11 protein-coding genes are annotated in these 17,671 nt (G+C 71.6%); 2 read left to right on the forward strand and 9 right to left on the reverse strand.

Annotated elements, in window-relative coordinates:
• Nucleotides 1–134: 134 nt before the first annotated feature.
• The gene (locus ACFXOA_RS02550) at nucleotides 135–1,319 is read left to right on the forward strand and encodes an acyltransferase family protein (RefSeq protein ID WP_385021299.1); all 1,185 of its coding nucleotides are present in this window, start codon (nucleotides 135–137) and stop codon (nucleotides 1,317–1,319) included.
• A 233-nt stretch (nucleotides 1,320–1,552) separates the two neighbouring features.
• Nucleotides 1,553–2,155: an acyltransferase gene (locus ACFXOA_RS02555; protein ID WP_385021302.1), complete on the forward strand. Its 603-nt coding sequence runs from the start codon at nucleotides 1,553–1,555 to the stop codon at nucleotides 2,153–2,155.
• 78 nt (nucleotides 2,156–2,233) lie between these two features.
• Here the strand turns inward: ACFXOA_RS02555 and ACFXOA_RS02560 are convergent, their stop codons facing one another.
• The 9 genes from ACFXOA_RS02560 to ACFXOA_RS02600 form a co-directional block, all read right to left on the reverse strand.
• Nucleotides 2,234–4,348, reverse strand: coding sequence for a glycosyltransferase family 1 protein (locus tag ACFXOA_RS02560; RefSeq protein ID WP_385021305.1), 2,115 nt, complete (start codon nucleotides 4,346–4,348; stop codon nucleotides 2,234–2,236).
• Complete coding sequence (locus tag ACFXOA_RS02565) at nucleotides 4,345–5,724, reverse strand: glycosyltransferase (RefSeq protein WP_385021307.1); 1,380 nt, start codon at nucleotides 5,722–5,724, stop codon at nucleotides 4,345–4,347. Before ACFXOA_RS02565 ends, ACFXOA_RS02560 begins: the two co-directional genes overlap by 4 nt.
• Before the next feature lie 67 nt (nucleotides 5,725–5,791).
• Nucleotides 5,792–6,772 (reverse strand): UDP-glucose 4-epimerase GalE, encoded by a 981-nt coding sequence (galE, locus tag ACFXOA_RS02570; RefSeq protein ID WP_385021310.1) that lies wholly within the window; start codon nucleotides 6,770–6,772, stop codon nucleotides 5,792–5,794.
• Between the two features lie 6 nt (nucleotides 6,773–6,778).
• A complete protein-coding gene (locus tag ACFXOA_RS02575) occupies nucleotides 6,779–8,062 on the reverse strand; it encodes a nucleotide sugar dehydrogenase (RefSeq protein ID WP_385021313.1) in 1,284 nt (427 codons plus the stop codon).
• Nucleotides 8,059–9,684, reverse strand: a complete 1,626-nt coding sequence (locus ACFXOA_RS02580) for a glycosyltransferase family 2 protein (protein ID WP_385021316.1) — start codon at nucleotides 9,682–9,684, stop codon at nucleotides 8,059–8,061. The genes ACFXOA_RS02575 and ACFXOA_RS02580 overlap by 4 nt, the downstream gene beginning before the upstream one ends.
• Nucleotides 9,681–11,264 carry a glycosyltransferase family 4 protein gene (locus ACFXOA_RS02585; protein ID WP_385021320.1) on the reverse strand — a complete coding sequence of 528 codons (1,584 nt, stop codon included), beginning with the start codon at nucleotides 11,262–11,264 and terminating at the stop codon, nucleotides 9,681–9,683. Before ACFXOA_RS02585 ends, ACFXOA_RS02580 begins: the two co-directional genes overlap by 4 nt.
• On the reverse strand, nucleotides 11,254–12,276 hold the full coding sequence (locus tag ACFXOA_RS02590) for a Gfo/Idh/MocA family protein (protein WP_385021323.1): 1,023 nt from the start codon (nucleotides 12,274–12,276) through the stop codon (nucleotides 11,254–11,256). Before ACFXOA_RS02590 ends, ACFXOA_RS02585 begins: the two co-directional genes overlap by 11 nt.
• Complete coding sequence (locus ACFXOA_RS02595; RefSeq protein WP_362668114.1) at nucleotides 12,273–13,391, reverse strand: DegT/DnrJ/EryC1/StrS family aminotransferase; 1,119 nt, start codon at nucleotides 13,389–13,391, stop codon at nucleotides 12,273–12,275. Before ACFXOA_RS02595 ends, ACFXOA_RS02590 begins: the two co-directional genes overlap by 4 nt.
• 331 nt (nucleotides 13,392–13,722) lie before the next feature.
• The coding region (locus tag ACFXOA_RS02600; protein ID WP_385021327.1) for a ribonuclease E/G at nucleotides 13,723–17,671 on the reverse strand (3,949 nt) is incomplete at its 5' end.

Raw genomic sequence — 17,671 nt, forward strand, 5'->3', positions numbered from 1 at the left:
GGCGCGAACGACGGGGAACGTACTCTGCTCCCTGTCCCGGCCCGCGGCCGGCGCACATCCGTCCCGTGGACACGAACGTCCCACCGTGGGCACGCCGTTACGGGCGGCGCCCCGTACCCGAAGATGGTGACCAGATGCCGGCCGGTTCGATATCCGCATCCGCACGGGAGACGCGTGACCGGCTCCCGTCACTGACCGGCCTGCGCTTCTGGGCAGCGCTGGTCGTCGTCCTCTACCACCTGTCGAGGCAGACGGGAAAGCTTCCCTGGATCAGTGATGCGGCCTGGTACGGGCGCAGCGGCGTGACGTTCTTCTTCGTCCTGTCCGGCTTCGTGCTGGCCTGGACGTACGACGGCAGAGCCGTACCGGCCCGTGTCTTCTTCTGGCGGCGCTTCGCCAGGATCTGGCCGCTCATGGCCGTGTCCGTGGTCGTCTCCACGGTCGTGTGGCACCTGCTGGGCACCCCCGTCTCCCTCAAGGGCGCCGCGGCCACGCTCGGTCTCGTCAACACCTGGGTGCCCGTCCAGGAGTACATCAAGGGCGGCAACCCGGCGGCCTGGTCCCTGAGCGACGAGGCCTGGTTCTACCTGATCTTCCCCGCGCTGCTGGCCCTGCCCCTGCTGCGGTCGGCCCGTGGACGGGTCTGGTGCGTGGTCTTCCTCTGCGCCGCGACGGTCGCCGTGTGGCTGAGCGGTTCGTTCTTCACCGATTCCTCGGTCAGGAGCTGGGCCATCGACTACTTCCCGCCGACCCGCACCCTCCAGTTCGTGCTCGGTGTGGTCGCCGGCCTGGCGCTGAAGCGCGGCTGGCGGCCTCCGGTGGGGCTGCCCGTGGCCATCGCCCTCACCGCCGCCGCCCACATCGCTCTGGTGCCGTGGTCGCGTGCGGTCCCTGACAGCCTCTGGTACAGCCCGTACAGCGCCTCCCAACTGCTCACCGCGCCGCTGTTCGCCCTGCTCGTCGCGGCGGCGGCCACCGCCGACCTCGAAGGGCGCAGAACCGGTCTGGGCGGTCCGTGGATGATCCGGCTCGGACACTGGTCCTTCGCCTGGTACCTCTTCCACGAGATCGTGATCCGGGTCTTCCTCGGGCACCTGGGCCGGCCGGACTCGCAGGCCGGTGTCCTGATGGTCTGGCTGGCCGTACTGGCGATCAGCCTGACCGTCGCGGCGATGGCCTACCAGTGGGTGGAACATCCCATGGAACGTCTCCTGCGCCGCCTCGGACCCGGCGGTGGCGCCGGGGCCCCACGCGCCTCCACCGGGACCGCTCCCGACGCGTCCCCCGCGCGCACCACCCGGGCTCCCTCCGGGAGCTAGGGGTTTTCGTCCGGATCAGGCCGGATCAGGCCGGATCAGGGAGAGGGTCCTGGTGCCGCGCATCGCAAGACCCCCTCACCAGCACCTGCGGGGCACGCCGTCCGGCCTGCGGCGCCTGTCCGCCGCACCGGCGCGGGGCCGCCCCGTGTGCCACGGTCGAAGAGCTGGTGCGGACCGCCGCCGCGCGGCTCCGTATGCTCTCGGCAAGTCCTCGCTCCGGAAGGTAATGACACGTGAACTACAGAGTCCAGCCCACCGCCCAGGTCGACGAGAGCGCCACGATCGGCGACGGCAGCAGCGTCTGGGAGCTGGCACAGATCCGCGAGGGCGCCAGGCTCGGCGAGGGCTGCGTGGTGGGCCGCGGTGCGTACGTGGGCACCGGCGTGCGGATCGGTGACAACGTCAAGCTGCAGAACTACGCCCTGGTGTACGAGCCCGCCGAGCTGGGCGACGGGGTCTTCGTGGGTCCGGCCGTGGTCCTCACCAACGACCACAACCCGCGGTCCGTGGACCCCGAGGGCAAGCAGAAGCGCGGCGGCGACTGGGAGGCCGTGGGCGTGAAGGTCGCCGAGGGCGCTTCCCTCGGCGCACGGTCCGTGTGCGTCGCCCCCGTGCGCGTCGGCCGCTGGGCCATGGTCGCGGCGGGCGCCGTGGTGACCAAGGACGTCCCGGACTTCGCGCTGGTCGTGGGCGTACCGGCCCGCCGGATCGGCTGGGTCGGCCGCAGCGGCGTCAAGCTCGTGGAGCGGGCCGGCGAGCCGGGCGTCTGGGAGTGCCCGCAGACGGGCGCACTGCACGACGAGCGGGACGGCGTCCTGACGGAGCGCCAGGCCTGATGCACTGCTGACGTCCCGGACCCGGCCTCAGTGCGACGAGGCCCGGGCCCGGGACGTCCGTGTGCCGCTGGTCCGCGATCAGCGGCCGAAGAACAGCCGGTCGAAGTCCAGTCGGACGACCGGCCAGTCCCACCTGGTCAGCGCGTGTTCCGAGGCCAGCTTCCCGGCGTTGCGCCAGCTCTCCTCGGACGCGGTGACCGCGCGCACCCGCTCGGCCGCCTCGGCAGGCGTCTCCACCACCCAGTCGGCCGGGTACAGGGTCCTGGGCCCGTGCTCCCTCCCCGCGAAGAACGGCCAGTCGCGGACCACGGGGACGGCGCCGCTGGCGGCCCCTTCCATGAGCCCGACGTGGCAGCCCTCGCGCACCGAGCTGCTGAGGATGACGCCGACGTCCTCCAGCGCTCCGGCGACGTCGTCGGTCGGCCCGAGCTGCACGACCGCTCCCTCCGCCAGGAGCGGCTTGAGGACCTTGTCCAGCTTCCGCGTGTACGCCTTGATGGCGTTGCTCAGCTTGGCCACCTCACCGCCGATGAGGATCAGACGGTAGCGCTCGTCCTGTTCGCGGAGCTGCTTGAGGACGTCCAGGGCCCACAGCGGGTCCTTCGCGATCTGGCCGATGCCGACCAGCCCGAGGTTGAACCGGGTCGACGGGCTCTTCGCACGCCGGAAGCCGGTGAGGTCCATGCCGTTGTCGATGACGTGCGTGCGCGGCGCGTGCTCCCCGCTCAGTCCCGGGATGGTGGCCACGGCGAGGTCGCGCATGTGGTCGGCGACGAAGACCATGTCGTCCACGCGTGAGAAGTCCGTCATGCGGGGCCAGTACGAGAAGGACTCGAAGCTGTGCAGCCGGACGATGATCCTCGTGTCGCCGGGGTCGACCGCGGTGAACAGGGCCGCGGGGTCCTTGCACCAGTCCACGAACACGGTGTCGGCCCAGTCGAGATACGGCCTCAGCTGCTGCTCCGCACTGTGCCCGAAGAGCGGGTCGTCGCCGAGCCGGTAGCCGATGTTCCGTTGCACGGCACCGTTGAGCCGCTTCATGGCCGGGTGTTCGGCCATGTCGAGGAACCGCAGTTCGACGTCCGGATGGGCCTCGTAGTGCGACCTTATGAGGTGCAGGAAGTTCGCGTTGGCGGTGGTGGCTACGAGCAGCCGCAGCGGGCGGTCCTTCGGAGGCTCGGCGGCCGGGGAGATTCGGCCCCTCGGCGCGACCACGGCGCGTGCCGCGACCGACTCCCTGAACGGGGCGGTGAACCCGACCGGGTCCTCGGCCAGGGGGCTGGTGACCTGGTCGACGTGGGCGACGCGGTGGAAGGCCAGCTTCATGGCTTCGAGAAGCACCTTGGACGCCTCGGTCAGCTCGCCGGACGCGTAGTGCCCGTCCGCCACCGCCAGCTGCGCCCCGACGACCTCAGCGAGGTTGTCGGGGGTACGGCCGCTCGTGAGGACCCTGGTCGCCACCCCGTGCAGCAGACGTGCCCTGACGGCCGGGTCGGAGACCTTTCCGGCGGCCGCGCGGGCGGTGACGACCGCACCGGACTGGCGCCCGGACCGCCACATGCCTTCGACGACCTGCTCCGTGGCCGCCTGACGCAGCGTGTCGGGCACACCCGGCGCGGAGACGGCGGCCCGCCAGGCCCGGGCTCCGATCCGGCTCCGCAGGGCGAGCGGCCCGGTGGCCGTGCGCAGCAGGTCCGACGGGAGGCCGCGCAGCCGGCGCCGCAGCCCGTCGGTGGCCGCGGCGACCGGCGTCGGCGCGTGCTCGGACACGGTGGCCCCACCCTGCTCCCGCAGCCGTTCCACGGCCCTGAGGCCGGGGCCGAGTCCGTAGTGGACCTCCGGGGTCCGCCGGGACTGGGCCACGCGCCAGGCGCTGTAGACCGCTCGCTCGTCGAGAGCCACGACCACACCGGCCCGGCGGACGACCGCGCGGGCGGCACGATCCTGCTCGATGTGGAACCAGAGCCGCTCGGCAGCGCTCATCGTGTCCGTCTTGCGCCGCGCCTGCTCGCCGGCCCCGGCGCGGGGGGACACCCTGTGCAGCGTGGTCCAGCCCTGGACCGCCTCCATGTCGGCGGCCTTGAAGCTGCCGACCAGGTGGACCCGGGCGCCGCACTCCAGGTACTTCGCGAGCGCTGTCTCCAACACGGCCGGGCGCGGGTTCGCACTCGTGATCATCACTACGTCGGTCATGCCCCGGCACCTCCGGAAAGAACGGACTGCTGTTCGAGTGCCGCGGCGGAGAGACGCTGCACGGCGGTCGCCATCAGGAGGTCACGGGCGTAGGCACTGCCGTGGGCACGGGCGGCGGCCCGCTGTTCCGGGGTGGCCTCCACCACCATGCGGGCGGCATCGCAGAAGGCGTCGGCGAGCCGGTCCTCGTCCAGCCCACGGGGGCCGGTCCACAGGGGGTTCCCGTCCAGCAGGCGTGAGGCGTCGTGGTCCGCCGCGTGCATGGAGACGATCGGCAGCCCGGACGCCATGCACTCGTAGACCTTGCCCGACGTCATGAACGGGCCACCGATGATGATCAGTACCAGGGCGTCCCACGCGGCGTACACGTCGGCGACCTCGGCCTTGGGCACCGGTCCGCCGACGACCACACCGTCGTCGGCCGCGCTCCGCAGCACGTCGATGTGGCGGTTGGCCTCCCGGTTGGCTCCGGCACCTATGTGGCCGCGTACCTCGAACCGGGCGTCCGCGAGCAGCGGCTCCCGCGAGCGCGCGGTCCGCCAGGCCGCGATGACCGACTCCAGCAGCGGCACGGAGAAGCTGACCGTACCGAGGTGGCCGAAGACAAGGCCCCGTCCGTCGTCGGCCCCGCTCTTGGGCGGCGGAACGCTGTCCCGGTCGTAGCCGTTGCGCACGACGTGGACGCGGTCGGCGTGCTCGGGGTAGCGGGCGCGGTAGTGCTCGGCGATCCGGTCGTTGACCACCCAGAGGGAGAGGGCGTGCTCCAGCACGTCCTCCTCCCAGCGCCCTGCCTCGGAGTCCTTGGGAAACGCCTCGACGCCGTCGATGACGTCCACGGACCAGCCGTCACGGAAGTCCACCGCGTAGGGGACCTGGTGCTCCTCCCACAGGCGCCGGACGGCGGCCAGCTGGACGTACGGCACACAGCTGGCCAGCACGAGATCGGCCGGCCGCTCACGGTGCAGCCGGAGCGCGGCCTCCTCCAGGGTCTCCCGCCATCCGCCGAAGACCGGTTCGGGGAAGCTCTTGAGGGCTTCCTGCCGGAGGGCCTGGACCCAGGGTCCCGGCCGAAGGGCGCGCTCCTCCGAGTACAGACGGATGTCCGTCTCCAGGTCCGCGCGGGCCAGCGGCAGCTCCACCACCTTGACGTGCTGGTCCACCGACTCCGAGAGCGTGTGGTCCACTCCGGAGTCCCGGAGCCAGGACTCCTCCGCGATCGTCACCACCGTGACGTCCCATCCCACCGCCGCGAACTGGTTCGCGGTCTCCCGCATCCGGTACGCGGAGCTCTTCGCAGCGGGGGGGAACCCGATCGCGAAGTACAGCAGGTGCGGACGCGGTCCACTGCGCTCGTTCTTGCCTGGCACTTCTGTCATTCCTGTTCTGCTGAGGATCGGGTGGGGCGTACGGCACCTCGCGGAGCCGGTTCCGACGGGCTTGCCCTCATGCCGGTACCGGCAGCCCGTGCCTGAGGCACCAACCCGCCCAGGCGGATTCGACCATGGCCCGCACGTCGTGCCGGGCCGACCAGTCCAGTTCCCGGCGGATGGCGTCCGCGGAGGCCACCACCCGGGCCGGGTCGCCGGGCCTGCGGGCCTCGGTGACCGGGGCGAGACCGGTGCGGCCGGTGACATCGAGGATGACGTCGATCATCTCGGTGACCGAGGCCCCCTTGCCCGTGCCGACGTTCAGGACCAGCCGGGCTGCCGGGTCCCGCTCCAGACGGCGGGCGGCCTCGACGTGCGCCGACGCGATGTCCTCGACGTGGATGTAGTCGCGGACGCAGGTGCCGTCCGGCGTCGGGTAGTCGTCGCCGAAGACACGTGGCGCCTCGTTGCCGGTGAGCCGTTCGAACACCATCGGGACCAGGTTGAACACGCCCTCGTCCGCGAGCTCCGCCGAAGCTGCGCCCGCCACGTTGAAGTAGCGCAACGACGCGGTCGCCATGCCGTGGGCGCTGCCGGCCGCGGCGACCATCCGCTCACCGGCCAGCTTCGTCTCGCCGTACGGGCTCAGCGGCCGGCACGGGGTCTCCTCCGTGACCAGGTCGACGTCGGGCATCCCGTAGACGGACGCCGACGAGGAGAAGAGGAAGCGCGGGACACCCGCGGCGGCGGCCGCGTCCAGCAGGACGCGCAGTCCCTCGACGTTCTCACGGTAGTAGTGGAGCGGACGTGCGACGGACTCCGCGACCTGCTTCTTGCCGGCGAGGTGCACGATGCCCGTCACCGCGTACTCGGCCAGCACACGTTCGAGCAGGCCCCCGTCGAGGACCGAGCCGACCACCAGCGGCACGTCCTGCGGCAGCCGCTCGGCCCTGCCCGTGCTGAGGTCGTCGAGAACGACGACGGACTCGCGTCCGGCCATCTCCCGGACCACGTGGGATCCGATGTAGCCGGCTCCGCCGGTGATCAGCCAGGTCATGACGGATCAGCCGCCGATGACGACTCGGCGCACACCGGCCCAGTTGGCCGGGTCGGTCGTACGGCGCCCGTCGACCAGCACCCGCACGTCCGGGAGGTCGGAGGCGGCCAGCTCGCGGTACTCGGCGTGGTCCGCCTGGAGGATCGCGGCGGTGACGGCCTGGCCCTCGTGCGGCACGAGTCCGTGCGCGGCCAACTCCTCCGCCGTGTACATGGGGTCCGAGACGAACGGCACGGCGCCCCGCGCCTTGAGGGCCTGCACGACTCCGAAGACGCCCGAGAAGGCCGTCTCCTTCACGCCACCGCGGTAGGCCGCGCCCAGCACCAGGACACCGGCGCCGTCCAGGTCGCCGTAGGCGGCGGCCAGCAGGTCGACGGAGTACTCGGGCATCGCTGCGTTCGCCTCACGGGCGGAGCGCACGACGGTGGCCTCGGGGTCGTTCCACAGGTACATCCGCGGGTAGATCGGGATGCAGTGCCCGCCGACCGCGATGCCCGGCTGGTGGATGTGGCTGTACGGCTGGCTGTTGCAGGCCTCGATGACCTTCTTGACGTCGATGCCGTTCTTGTCGGCGAACCGGGCGAACTGGTTGGCCAGGCCGATGTTGACGTCGCGGTAGGTGGTCTCGGCGAGCTTGGCGAGCTCGGAGGCCTCGGCGGTACCGAGGTCCCAGACGCCGTTGGGGCGCGGCAGGTCGTCGCGGTCGTCGAAGTCGAGCACGGCCTCGTAGAACTCCACACCGCGCTGCGAGGACGCCTCGTCGATGCCTCCGACCAGCTTGGGGTAGCGGCGCAGGTCGGCGAAGACACGGCCGGTCAGGACACGCTCAGGGGAGAAGACGAGGTGGAAGTCGCGTCCCGGGGTGAGGCCCGAACCCTCGGCGAGCATCGGGGCCCAGCGGGTGCGCGTGGTGCCCACCGGCAGGGTCGTCTCGTAGCTGACGAGAGTGCCCGGCTTCAGGCCGGCCGCGATGGCCTTCGTCGCCGCGTCCATCCAGCCGAAGTCCGGGGTGCCCTCGGCGTCCACGAACAGCGGCACGACGACCACGACGGCGTCGGACGCCGCGACCGCGGCCGTGGTGTCCGTCGTCGCGGAGAGCAGACCCGCGCCCACGGTCTCCTTGAGCTTGACGTCCAGGTCGTGCTCGCCGGGGAACGGCTCGGTAGCCGCGTTGACCAGCTCGACGACCTTCTCATTGACATCCGCGCCGACGACCTTGTGGCCCTTGGCGGCGAACTGCACGGCGAGCGGAAGGCCGATCTTGCCGAGCGCGACTACACAGATGTTCATCGGGTTACTTTCCTCTTCAGCCTGGACAGCAGGTGGCGCAGCCGCTTGCCCGCACCAGGAGCGATCTCCCACAGGGGAGCCGTCGTGATCACGAGCCGGCCCTTGGGGTTCCGGTTCGCCGCCACCCGGTACGGGACGGCCTGCCGCCAGCGGCGCGCCAGGGGCAGCGGCATGCCGCCGGTCTTCAACGGGATTTCGTACGTCGAGCCTGCCACGTCCACGTACACGCGGACGCCCAGCTTGGCCTTCACGGCCTGGATGGGGATCCGGGCACGCACCGTCGTCGCCCGGCCGTCGTCGGCCACCTGGCGGCCGGCCTCTCCCGCCGGGGGAGGGATCTCGTGGCCGGCAGGGAGACGGCGGGCGCCCGGCTTGTCCGCCGACTTCGGCATGGCGCCCGTGGCCAGACGTACGGTCAGGGACCCCGTGTCGCCCAGGACTCCGACCCGCGCCGTGAGGGCGAGGGACAGGTCGTCGCCGGCCTGGTTCCATTCGGCGGCCACGAGCTCGGTCCCCTGCGCCAGCCGCCCGGGAACCGCTTCGCCGACCAGTTCGTAGACCCGGTCGGGCAGGGTGCCGTCCCGGAATCCGGGGTACATGGCGAAGGCCCGGCCGTCCTCGAGGTGGAAGGGCGGAGCGCCGTGCTCCGCCTCTTCGGCGAGGGCACGGACGAGTACGTCGACGGCACCGGCCTGCGCCAGGCAGATGCGTACACGGCGCTTGACGTCCAGGGAGTCCCTGAGCTCGTCGGTGAGGTACTCGTCCGCGAGCGCGGCGACGCCCTCGCAGACCTCCTGCCGGGTCGCGGCGTCCAGGTCGAGGAAGTCGTCCTGGACGAGTTTGGCCAGCTCCCAGGTGAAGTGCCGTTCGAGGAGCGCGTCCCGGTCGGGTCCGGCCGGCACCAGCGAGGCGGCGTGCTTCATGATCGCGCCGGTGCAGCGCAGCCTGGCGAGGTGGTTGGCCCGGTACGTGATGTTGCTGGCGTCGCCGCGCTTCACCGCGTAGTAGAAGGTGTAGTCGGAGAGCACCGAGATCTTGCGGGCCCGGACGCACGCCTCGATGGTGAAGGGCTGGTCGCTGCCGACCGGGAGGTCCTCCGGGAAGCGCAGCCCGTGCTTCTCGATCAGGTCACGGCGGAACAGCTTGGTGTTCGCCAGAGTGAAGGGCAGGCTCGACCGGAAGAGGCTGACGTCCGGGTCGTTCTTCTTGTACAGCTTCTGGTGTACGTACCGGCCGTTGGTCCCGACCATCTTGCCGACGACCACGTCGGAATCGTGCTCGTCCGCGTAGGCCACCATCCGCTCCAGGGCTTCCTCGCCCAGGTAGTCGTCGGAGCCTATGAAGTACACGAACCGGCCCGTGGCCACGTCCAGGGCCCTGTTGCTGGGGGCCGCGGGGCCACCCGAATTGGCCTGGTGGATGACCTTGACCGTACCGGGGTACCGCTCGGCGAAGCGGTCGAGCTCGGCGCCGCTCTCGTCCGTCGACCCGTCGTCGACCGCGACGACCTCGAGGCGGTCGATGCCGATGCTCTGACCGACGAGGGAGTTCAGGCACTCCGTCAGATAGGGCATCGTGTTGTAGACAGCGACGACCACACTGACGTCGGGACTTCCGGTCATGCCACCCCCCTGACGGTCCGAACGGCGTCCTTGCCGGGGGCACCGTCCCCGAGTGTGCGTACGTACACCGCGTCGAGCACCTCCGCCTGCGCCTCCCAGGTCCACTCCTGGAGCAGCCCCTCGGAGTTGTAGGCGTCACGGTACTTCTCGGGGTCGGCGAGCACGACCTTCACGGCACGGACGTAGTCCGACACGTCCTCGGCGGTGAACACCTCGCCCTGTCCGGTCCTCGTGGCCATCTCGCCCATGGTCTTGACGTCGCTGACGACGAGCGGGAGGCGTGCGTGCGAGTACTCGAAGAACTTGGTGATCAGTGCGATCTCGTGATTCGGCCAGTGATGGATCGGGATGACACCGATATCGGCCGAGGAGAGATAGGGCACGACCTGGTAGTGCGGCACGTACGGCACGATGTGCAGCCTGTCCGCCACGCCCAGTTCCTCGGCACGGGCCGTCAGCTGCCTCATGAGTTCCGACGTCTCCCGGAGCACCACGAACGCGACGTGCACACCGGGCAGTTGCGGCATCGACTCGACCATGATGTCGAGACCGCGCTGCACGGCTGCGGATCCGCTGTACACGGTGAGCGGGACGTCCGGACCGATTCCGCAGAGTTCACGCAGGTCGGGAACGGGCTCGGCGGCCTCCTCGGGGGAGATCTCCGCGTAGGGCGCGTTCAGCACCACGTCCGGCTTCGACTTCAGCCCGTGCCGCTCGGCCAGCATGTCGGCGAGCGTCTCGGAGACCGTCACCACCGAATCGGCGTACTGCGAGAACTCCCTCTCGTACGCGCACTGCGCGACGTGCCACCGGGGGTGCGCGTGCCACGGCTTGATGCCCGGCAGGTACTCGTGGGCGTCCCAGACGAGTTTCACGTCGCGGCCCCGGGCCGACGCCCGCAGCTTGGCGCGCGCGCCCACGCCGAGCATCCTGAAGTCGTTGGCGTGGATCAGGTCCGGCTCGAGGGAGTCGATGACCTTGCCGTAGGCCAGTTCCATGTCCCACAGCGCCGGGTCGAGCCGGCGCCAGGACCGGTCCCCCATGGTGCGCTGCCAGAACGCGGTCGTGAACCGGTCGAGAGGTGACGTCATGTCCTTGCGGCGCTGTTCCAGGGCCGCCGTACGACCGGCTCGCACGCCCACCCACTTGCTCATCGCCTTGGAGAGCAGACGGGGCGGCAGCAGCCGGAGCCTGCCCACGGCCGACTTCCTGCGCCCCGCTTCGATGAGCTGGATGTTCAGCTCGGTGCGCCAGGCCTTCATCCGCTGCTTGCGGTAGGCGGCCAGCGGGCCGGGCTTGTAGGCGAGCGGCGACCTCAGAACGGCACGGCGGTACTCGTGGCGCCTGCGGTGCAGGGGGGACGGGACGTACAGCAGACGCACCTCGGCATCGCCGATCTGCCAGCTCTGCTGCTTCTTGGTCGGTGACTTGCCCAGGAGCACGACGTCCCAGCCGGCCGCGGCCGCCGAACGCGCCTCCTTCTGGACACGCGAGTCACCGTTCACGCCGTTGTCGACGAGCATGACGATCTTCCCGCGGGATGCGCGCCGTGCCCCCTCCACCGAACTCTCAACCGCCATGATGAGCGGACTCTCCTGTCTCGAGATCAACCGTCCGACCGCTCCGGGCCGATTCCAGAACCGAAGCCGCCACCTCGACGGTACGCAACCCCTGCCGCAATGTGCAGATATCGGCCGACTCGCCCAGCACCGCGTCCCTGAAGAGCTCGTGCTCGACGAGCAGCGGCTCGCGCTTCGGGATGGCGTAGCGGATCATGTCGCCCTCGGAGACACCGCGGAACGCCCGCAGCGCCTCCCACTCGGTGGTGACGGCGGCGTTGGAGTGGAAGGTGAGGTCGGCGGTCAGGGTGTCGGCGATGTAGCAGCCGCGCTCGCCGGTGACGGAGGTGAACCGCTCCTTGAGCGGGCTCAGCCAGTTGACCAGGTGGTTGACCATGGTGCCGTCGGAGAGCTTGCCCACGGCGGAGACCATGTCCTCGTGCGGGCGCCCCGACTTGGAGACCGTGTGGGCGGCGATCGAGGCGTACGTCCGGCCGGTCACCCAGCCCGTCAGGTCGATGTCGTGCGTGGCGAGGTCCTTGACCACACCGACGTCCGCGATGCGGTGCGGGAAGGGCCCCTGACGGCGGGTGACGACCTGGAACACCTCGCCGAGCTCACCGGCCTCCAGACGGCTGCGCAGAGAACGCAGCGCCGGGTTGCAGCGCTCGATGTGGCCGACGCCGGCCACCAGCCCGCGCGACTCGAAGGCGTCGACGAGGCGTCGGGCGCCTTCGACGGTGTCCGCGAGCGGCTTCTCGATCAGGGCGCAGACGCCCGCGTCTGCGAGCTGGAGGCCGACCTCCTCGTGGAGGGCGGTCGGGCAGGCCACGACCGCGTAGTCGACGCCGAGCGCGATGAGTTCCTCGACGGTGGACAGGACGGGGGCGCCCTGCGCCCAGCCGTTCTTGTCGCCCATCGGGTCGACGACGCCGACGAGGTCCACGCCCTCGAGTCCGGCCAGGACACGGGCGTGGTTGCGCCCCATGGAGCCGAGGCCGATGAGTCCGGCCCTCAGTACGGCGGCGCTCACAGGCTCTCCCCCAGTGCGTTCACGGCGTTGACGATGCGCTCGAGGTCGCCCTCGCCGAGCGACGGATGGACGGGGAGCGAGACGACCTCGGCGGCCGCCCGCTCGGTCTCGGGCAGGTCCCAGTTCCGGCCGGCCTTCTGGTCCGGCTCCCAGTACGGCTTGAGCCGGTGGATCGGGGTCGGGTAGTAGACGGCGTTGCCGATCCCGGCCTCGGTGAGCTTCGCCATCGCGGCCTCGCGGTCGCCCCGCACCCGGATCGTGTACTGGTGGTAGACGTGACGGGCGCCCTCGGCGACCGGCGGCGTCGTGACGTTCGGGGCGGTGATGTGCGCGTCGAGGTACGCGGCGTTGGCGCGGCGCTGCTCGGTCCAGCCGCCGACCTTGGAGAGCTGGACGCGGCCGACGGCTGCGGCCACGTCGGTCATGCGCATGTTGGCGCCGACGATCTCGTTGGCGTAGCGCTGCTCCATGCCCTGGTTGCGCAGGAGGCGCAGGGTGCGGGCGAGTTCGGCGTCCGCCGTCGTGACCATGCCGCCCTCGAGGGCGTGCATGTTCTTCGTCGGGTAGAAGCTGAACGTCCCGCCCTCGCCGAAGGCTCCGACGGGCGTGCCGTTCAGTGCGGCGGCGTGGGCCTGGCAGGCGTCCTCGACGACGGCGAGTTTGTGCTTCCGGGCGATGGGCATGAGCTTGTCCATGGCGGCCGGGTGACCGTAGAGGTGTACCGGCATGATCGCGGCGGTACGCGGCGTGACGGCCGCCTCGACGGCGGCGGGGTCCAGCCCGTAGCTGCCGGGCTCGATGTCGGCGAACACCACGTCGGCGCCCACAAGCCGGACGGCGTTGGCGGAGGCCGCGAAGGAGAAGGACGGGACGATCACCTCGTCGCCCGGGCCGATGCCCAGGGCGAGCAGAAGCATGTGCAGTGCGGAGGTACCGGAGTTGACGGCGACGCAGTGACGGCCGTCGACCAGCTCGGAGAAGCCCTCCTCGAAGGCGGCCACCTCCGGGCCCTGCACGACGCGACCGCTGCGCAGCACACGTACGGCGGCCTCGATCTCCTCTTCACCGATCACCGGGCGGGCAGCAGGGATGGGCTGCTCGTTGATGCTCGTCATGGACGTCCTCCTTGAACACCGCAAGAGCTCTTCACAGGCAGAGATCTGAGGTGCGGGACGTCTCGCCGAGGCCGCGCGCCACCCCACCGGCAATTAGCCGACGCCCTACCGAGGAAACAGGACCCGGCCGAACCCGGACCAGGTCGGTAACTGTCCGTGATTCCCTCGCGGGAACTTCACATTCAGCGACCGCCGTCACATTATCAGGGATTTCTTAGGTCATTTCAGGCCCGTTAACCGGCCCCTGCATCAGTTCAGAAACAAAGCACGTGTCCCGCCCCGAAAGCTCCGGGGCGGGACACGAATCGATGAACAACCGATTACGGAATGCTCATTCGGCGGCCGGACCGGCCTCTGCCGACGAGGCCGAACTCGTCACCGAACGCGACGACTTCTCGGCTGCGACGGTCTTCTTCGCCGCTGCCTTCTTGGTCGTCGTCTTCTTCGCCGCGGTCTTCTTGGCGGCGGTCTTCTTCGCCGCCGTCTTCTTGGTCGCCGCCTTCTTGGCGGTGGCCTTCTTCGCGGTCTTCCGTGCCGCGGCCTTCTTGGCCGGTGCCTCCGCCTCATCGGCGGCGTCCGCCTCGGGCGCGTCGTCGGACGGGGTGTCCGCCACGACCACGGCAGCCGCCTCCTCGGCTCCGGCGGGCGATCCGGCCGGAGCGGTGACCTTGCGGGTCACCCGGCGACGGGCGCGCGGCGGGGCCGCGGGCGCCGGCTCCTCGGCCACCGTGACCTCGGCCTCGGCCGGTGCCGGGGCGGCGGGCGCCTCCACGACCGGGTCCTCGGCCGCGACGGGCTCCGCCGCGGGCTCGGCGGGCCGGACCGGCGGCGCCACGTCGGCCGCCTTGGGCGAACCCGCCGGGGCGGTCGCCTTCCGGGTCGCCCTCCGGCGTGCACGTGCCGGAGGTGCGGCATCGGCCTCGGGGGCGGCGGACGCCTCCGCCCCGGTCTCGGCGGGCTGCTCCGCGGCCTGCGGCTCGGCCTGCGCCGGGGACGCGGGCGCGGGCTCCTCCGCCACCGGCGCGGGCGCGCCGGCCGGAGCCGTGGCCTTACGGGTCGCACGGCGGCGTCCACGGCCGCGCGAGGCCGCTGCCTCGGCCTCGGCCGGGCTGCTGTAGAGCTCCTCGTCGGCGACGAACTCCGGCTCGGGCAGCGCGACCGGCGCGGCGACCTCGGCGGCCACCTCGGCCTCGGTCTCGGCCTCGTGCTGCTCGGCCTGCTCGTGGTCGTGAGCGTGCTCGTGGTCGTGGTCGTGTCCGGCACCACCACGGCCGCGCTTCTTCGAGCGCTTGCCGCCACCACCGGCGGAGGTGGGCTGCTCCATGTGGACGATCACGCCACGACCGTTGCAGTGGACGCAGGTCTCGGAGAAGGACTCCAGCAGACCCTGGCCCACCCGCTTGCGGGTCATCTGGACCAGACCCAGGGACGTGACCTCGGCGACCTGGTGCTTCGTACGGTCCCGGCCCAGGCACTCCAGCAGGCGCCTCAGGACCAGGTCCCGGTTGGACTCGAGCACCATGTCGATGAAGTCGACGACCACGATGCCGCCGAGGTCGCGCAGCCGCAGCTGGCGCACGATCTCCTCGGCCGCCTCCAGGTTGTTCTTGGTGACGGTCTCCTCGAGGTTCCCGCCCTGGCCCGTGAACTTCCCGGTGTTGACGTCGACGACGACCATCGCCTCGGTCTTGTCGATCACCAGCGAACCACCGCTCGGCAGGTAGACCTTGCGGTCCAGTGCCTTCATCAGCTGCTCGTCGATGCGGTACGTCGCGAAGACGTCGACCTCGGAGGTCCACCGCGACAGCCGGTCCGCCAGGTCCGGGGCGACGTGCGAGACATAGCCGTGGATGGTCTCCCAGGCGTCGTCACCGCTGACGATGACCTTGGAGAAGTCCTCGTTGAAGATGTCCCGGACGACCCGGACGGTCATGTCCGGCTCGCCGTAGAGCAGGGTCGGCGCGTTGGAGCTGCTGGTGCTCTTCGCCTTCTTCTGGATGTCCTCCCACTGCTGCTGCAGCCGCTCGACGTCACGGCGCAGCTCGTCCTCGCTCGCACCCTCGGCGGCGGTGCGCACGATGACGCCCGCGTCCTCGGGAACGATCTTCTTGAGGATGCTCTTCAGCCGGGCGCGCTCGGTGTCGGGCAGCTTGCGGCTGATGCCGGTCATCGAGCCCTCGGGCACGTAGACCAGGTACCGGCCGGGCAGCGAGACCTGACTGGTCAGACGGGCGCCCTTGTGGCCGATCGGGTCCTTCGTCACCTGGACGAGGACGGACTGGCCGGACTTCAGCGCGGTCTCGATACGGCGCGGCCCGTGGGCCATGCCGAGCGCCTCGAAGTTGACCTCACCGGCGTACAGCACCGCGTTGCGGCCCTTGCCGATGTCGACGAAGGCGGCCTCCATGGACGGCAGGACGTTCTGCACCTTGCCCAGGTAGACGTTGCCGACGTAACTGGTGGCCTGCTCCTTGTTGACGTAGTGCTCGACGAGCACGTTGTCCTCGAGGACGCCGATCTGGGTGCGCTCGCCGCTCTGGCGGACGACCATGACGCGCTCGACAGCCTCGCGGCGGGCCAGGAACTCCGCCTCGGTGATGATCGGCACACGGCGGCGGCCCTGCTCGCGTCCCTCACGGCGACGCTGCTTCTTGGCCTCCATCCGGGTCGAGCCCTTGATGGACTGGACCTCGTCGAAGCCGGTGCCGGGCTCGCGCTCGGCCTCCTTCTTGCGCGGCTCACGGACCTTGACGACCGTCCGCTCGGGGTCGTCGGCACCCGCGCCGGTGTCCTCACCCGAGGAGTCCCCGCTACGGCGCCGACGGCGACGGCGACGGCGGCTGCTGCTGGACCCGGAGGAGGACTCGTGCTCCTCCTCGTCCTCTTCCTCCTGCGCGTGCTGCTCGTCCTCGCCGCGGTCCGGGGAAGCCTCGTCCTGCTGCTCGGTGTCGTCCGCGTCGCCGGCCTCGCCACGGCGACGGCGACGGCCGCCACGGCGGCGGCGGCGCGAGGGCCGGTCCCCGTACTCCTCCGACTCGTCGCCCTCGTGCTCGGCGTCCGTCTCCGGTTCGGCCTCCTCCTCGGCGGCGGGCGCCGGGGCGGCCTGCTCGGCGGGGAGGGTGACGGGGGTCGCGGCCGGTTCGGTCTCGACCGCCTCACCCCGGCGACGGCGGCGGCGGCGCGAACCGCCCTGCGACGCCTCCGCGGGAGCGGCCTCGGCGGCCTGCTCGGCGGCGGGCGTGCGCTGGGCCCTCTCCTCGCGCTCCTCGCTCTCTTCGTACGCCGGTGCGGCGCCCGCGGCGGCGGCCGCGGCAGCGGCGGTCTCCGGGGTCTGGAACATCGGCTCGGCGAAGACCGGCGCCTGGAACACCGCCACGGCGGGACGGGCCGCGCGACGCCCCTTACGGGCGGGCTCCTCCGTCCTGCCGGTGAATTCGGGGCTGCCCGCGCCGGCGGTGGCGCGACGGCGCTGACGGCCGCGCGGCGCGGCCTCCTCGACCTGTTCGGTCTCGGTGGCCAGTTCCTCGGCGACGGCCGCGGGAAGGCTCTCGGCCTGCTCGGCCGCGGCCTCGGCGACGTCCTCGACGGACTGAGGGCTGCCGGCCGGGGCGCTCGCCTTGCGGGAGGCGCGGCGGCGGGTACGGGCGGGCGGCGCGGCCTCGGCGGCGGGAGCCTCGTCGGCCTCCGGAGCCGGTACCGGCTCGGCCGCGGACTCCGCGACGACGGCCGGGGCGGCACCGCCGTCCGCCGCTGCCTGCGGCGCACCGGCGGGCGCGGACGCGCGGCGCCTGGTCCGCCCACGGGGCGCGGCGGCGGGCTCCTCGGCGGGGGCGGCCTCCACGACGGCCTCAGGGGCCTTCACGGGCTCGGCCGGGGTGTCCTGGGCAGCGGGCTCAGCCGTCTGCGGGGCGCCGGCGGGAGAGGTCGCCTTGCGCACCGCACGGCGACGGCCACGAGGGGCCTCCGCCACGGGCGGCTCCTCGGTCTCCTCCTCGACGGCCTCCGGCGCGGTCTCGGCGACCGCCTCCACGACCTCGGCGGCCTGCGGCGCACCCGCCGGAGCGGTCGCCTTGCGGACAGCCCGACGACGCGGACGCGCCGGAGGAGCGGCCTCGGCCGCCGGCTCCGGGGTCACCGCGGGCGCGGCCGTCTCGGCCTGCGCGGTCTCGGCGACCTCCTCCACCACCTCGGCGGCCTGCGGCGCACCCGCCGGAGCGGTCGCCTTGCGGACAGCCCGACGACGCGGACGCGCCGGAGGAGCGGCCTCGGCCGCCGGCTCC

Source organism: Streptomyces sp. NPDC059166 (genome assembly GCF_042755185.1).
Classification (GTDB): Bacteria; Actinomycetota; Actinomycetes; order Streptomycetales; family Streptomycetaceae; genus Streptomyces.